Here is a 3,771-nt window from a genome sequence, read left to right as displayed (position 1 = left end):
GCTCAGTACCTTGTCGAGTATTTCGGCCGCATCCGCAGGCCCTTTGCGTGATTGCATTTGCGCGCTGGTGTTTTGCAGGCGTTCGCGCATCGCCTCGTCGTTGAGGCACGCGGCGAGTTTTTCCGCCAGTTGCGCTTCGCTCCATTCGTAGCGATCGAGCTTGAAACCGTGACCGCTTTCTTCGGCGCGCATGGCGTTGTCGTGACCGTCCCAGACGTAGGACATGACAATCGCCGGCTTACCGAAAAACAGGCACTCGGTGAAGCTGTTGTTGCCGCCGTGGTGGATCACCGCGTCGACCTGGGCGATCACCGATGGCTGCGGGAACCAGTTGGAGATCAGCACGTTGTCCGGCAGGTTCGGGTACTCGTCCATGTGCTCACCGACGTTGAACAGCGCACGATAAGGCAGCTTGCCCACGGCCGTTATCAGGCGCTGGAGCAGGTCGACATCGCCGGAACCGAGGCTGCCGAAACTGACATAGAGCAACGGCTTGTCGTTGTTGGCCTTGAACTGTGGAATCTCATACGAGGTGTCGTGACGCACGCAGCCTTGCAGGTAGTGGAAACGCTCGGGCGGCAACGGATGACGACGCTCGAACTTGACCGCGTCCGGGTACAGCAACAGGTTCATGTACGGCGAGGCCTCAAAAAATGTGCCGAGCGGATACGGCTGTTCGCCATGGGTCTGGAGGAACTGGTTGAAATCCTCGTGAATCGGCCCGACCACCTCTTCGAAGCGCTGACGAAAGGCAGCGTGGCCGGCCTTGTCGTGCACACTCATGCCCGACAGGTGCGGCGGGATTTCCGGGTCTTCGATCTCGTTTTCCGAGCAGGAAATAATCCGCACCCACGGCTTGCCGTATTGCTTGATCGCAGGAAACAGGATCACGTTGTCGACGCAGATCAGGTCCGGCTTGACCTTGTCCAGCACCGCCGGCAGATCCTTTTGCGCCCACTTCGCAGTTTCGACGATGGCGGCCCAGCATTCCTTCACGTAGTTGTCGATCTGGTCCAGCGGGCTCTTGCGGAAATTCGGGATGTGGCCGTTGATGAAGTCGACCCAGTAACGGGCCATCTCTTCGGCCGGCATCGGTGCCGACATGTTGACCATGTGCTCTTCGAACCCATATCCGGCATACACACCGCTCATGCCCGGGTCGGTGAGGAATACCGCTTTGTGGCCAAGGGCTTCGCATGCCTGGGCAATACCGACGGAGTTCAGTGCCGGGCCATAAGCGGCTTCCGGAAAAAAGGCGATCACTTTCTGTTTCATCGAGAGGTACTCCTGCCTGGTCTTTTTTATTGTTCAGCGCGTCAATACGCGGGCATGGCGGGCCTGCCAGCCCAACCGGATGTTCATACCGATAGCAAAATGAGCAAATTCGAACTGCGAGGACGGCACGCGGACGATCAGCGCCTTGTTGCTGAACGCCGTCTGCACATGCACGTTGGTGTCGAGGCCGTGATAGGCGATTTCGACGATTTTGCCGGTGACCTGGTTGGCGCAGTCGCCCCCCTCCGCAGGCAGCACCTGCAAGCGTTCCGGGCGAACGACGACAGCGACTTTCTGCCCTGGAATCAACGGTTCAACGGTTTCGACAGCCAGCTCCTGGCCGTTGACGCGCACCGTGTGTTCACCAGAGCGCACGCCTTCAAACAGGTTGCTGACGCCAATGAAGTTGGCGACAAACCGGCTGTTGGGGTTTTCGTAGAGTTCAGTCGGACTGCCGCACTGGCAAACCTTGCCGCCATCGAGCACGGCCATGCGGTCCGACATCACCAGGGCTTCTTCCTGGTCGTGGGTGACGATGATGAACGTGATCCCGCTTTCGAGTTGCAGGCGCTTGAGTTCGAGCTGCATTTTTTCCCGGAGCTTCTTGTCCAGCGCGCCCAATGGCTCATCGAGCAGCAACACCCGCGGGCGCTTGACCAGCGCCCGCGCCAGAGCGACGCGCTGACGTTGACCACCGGACAATTGATCCGGTTTGCGTTCGGCCAATTCACCGAGCTGCGCGGTGTGCAACACTTCATCGACCCGGCGGCGAATTTCCGCTTCCGGCAAACGCTCCATCTCCAGGCCGTACGCAATGTTCTTGCGCACCGTCATGTTGGGAAACAGCGCATAGGACTGGAACATCAGGTTCAACGGCCGCTTGTTCGCCGGCAGCGGCGAGATGTCCTTGCCGTCCAGGTAAATGCAACCAGCGCTGGGAGTCTCGAAACCGGCAAGCATGCGCAACAGGGTGGTCTTGCCGCAGCCGGACGGCCCGAGCAACGCAAAGAACTCGTTCTCGCGGATGTTCAGCGACACCTCGTTTACCGCCAGACCGTTGCCGTAAGACTTGCTGACCTTGTCCAGGATCAGTACCGCAGATGAGTTATTCATGGGTGCGAGGAGCCTTGTTGAGACGCTGCGAAGCCAGCAGCGCGGTGATGCTGACCAGCATCACCAGCGTCGCCAGAGCATTGATTTCCGGGGTGACGCCAAAGCGGATCATCGCGTAGATCTGCATCGGCAACGTGGTGGAAGCCTGGCCGGAACCGGAGTTGAAAAAAGCGATGATGAATTCGTCCACCGACAGGGTGAACGACAGCAGACCACCCGCCAGCACGCCGGGAAAAATCGCCGGCAACAGTACCCGGCGGAAGGTGGTGAACCAGCTCGCGCCAAGATCGATCGAGGCTTCGAGAATCGAATAGTCGAAGTGTTTGAGGCGCGTGCGCACGACCGCGCAGACGAAAGCGATGTTGAACACGGCGTGGCTGATGATGATCGAGTGCAAGCCCAGCCCGACCTTGAGCAGGTTGAAGAAACTCAGCAGCGCAATTGCGAGGACGATGTCGGGAATGATCATGGGCGCCATCAGCAGCGTGTCGATCACTTGCCCCTTGTCGTTGCCCTTGCGGCGCAGCTCGATGCCGAGCGCGAGGAATGTCCCTAGCACACAGGCAATGAAGGTCGCCGAGAGGGCCACGATCAGGGTGTTGAGCGCCGCCGACAAAATCGCCGAGTTATGCGCCAGCGCCACATACCACTTCAGCGATACGCCGCCCCAGGCCGTCGGTAATCCGGACTTGTTGAACGACAGCAGAATCAATACCAGGATCGGTATATAAAGGAAGGCATACACCAACCCCAGGTGCGTACTGAGTACGGTGCCGCTTACAGAACGAGACTGGTTCATGCGCGACCTCCTTCTGCGCGACGCGCAACCAGTGCCTGCACGAACAACAGAATCAGCATGATCGCGATCAGGAAGAAACTCAGCGCCGCGCCGAACGGCCAGTCCCGCGCCGTGAGGAATTGCGAGTAGATCAGGTTGCCGACCATCTGCACTTGCTTGCCGCCCAACAGGTCGGCGGTGATGAAGTTGCCGATGCTCAGGACGAATACAAACACCGCGCCAGCCGCCACACCGGGCACGCTCAACGGCAGGATGATCCGGCGAAAGGTCATCCAGCCTGAAGCACCAAGGTCTTTCGAGGCGTCCCAGAGTTCGTTGTTGATTCGCGACAACGAGGAGAAAATCGCCAGGATCACGAACGGGATGTAGTTGTAGACCAGCCCCAGTACCACCGAGGCTTCGGTGTAGAGCAGGCTGATGGGTTCGCCGCTGTAACCGAACAGCTGCAGCATCCGGTTGATCAGGCCTTCACGGTTTAGCAGGACGATCCAGGCGTAAGTACGGATCAGGTAGTTGCTCCAGAACGGCAGCATCACCAAAAACAGAAACACCGCTTGATGGCGCCGCGGAGCACGGGCAATCGC

At 59.2% G+C, this 3,771-nt stretch carries 4 protein-coding genes; all 4 read right to left on the bottom strand.

All coding sequences use genetic code 11. From position 1 onward, the window contains the following. On the bottom strand, nucleotides 1–1,275 hold a 1,275-nt coding region (locus AC1DSG_RS28915), incomplete at its 3' end, for a nucleotide disphospho-sugar-binding domain-containing protein (RefSeq protein ID WP_477793928.1). A 33-nt stretch (nucleotides 1,276–1,308) separates the two neighbouring features. Next, nucleotides 1,309–2,388, bottom strand: coding sequence for an ABC transporter ATP-binding protein (locus tag AC1DSG_RS28910; protein ID WP_477793927.1), 1,080 nt, complete (start codon nucleotides 2,386–2,388; stop codon nucleotides 1,309–1,311). Beyond that, nucleotides 2,381–3,187 (bottom strand): ABC transporter permease, encoded by an 807-nt coding sequence (locus AC1DSG_RS28905; RefSeq protein ID WP_477793926.1) that lies wholly within the window; start codon nucleotides 3,185–3,187, stop codon nucleotides 2,381–2,383. Before AC1DSG_RS28905 ends, AC1DSG_RS28910 begins: the two co-directional genes overlap by 8 nt. Then, on the bottom strand, nucleotides 3,184–3,771 hold a 588-nt coding region (locus AC1DSG_RS28900), incomplete at its 5' end, for an ABC transporter permease (protein ID WP_477793925.1). The genes AC1DSG_RS28900 and AC1DSG_RS28905, both read right to left, overlap by 4 nt.

It is taken from the genome of Pseudomonas sp. P5_A12 (genome assembly GCF_056400685.1).
This window is presented reverse-complemented; position numbering and strand designations above follow the sequence as displayed.

Bases quoted from the DNA above. Each gene is read 5' to 3' on its own strand.
- AC1DSG_RS28910 (WP_477793927.1), bottom strand. From the start codon at position 2,388: ATGAATAACTCATCTGCGGTACTGATCCTGGACAAGGTCAGCAAGTCT.
- AC1DSG_RS28905 (WP_477793926.1), bottom strand. From the start codon at position 3,187: ATGAACCAGTCTCGTTCTGTAAGCGGCACCGTACTCAGTACGCACCTG.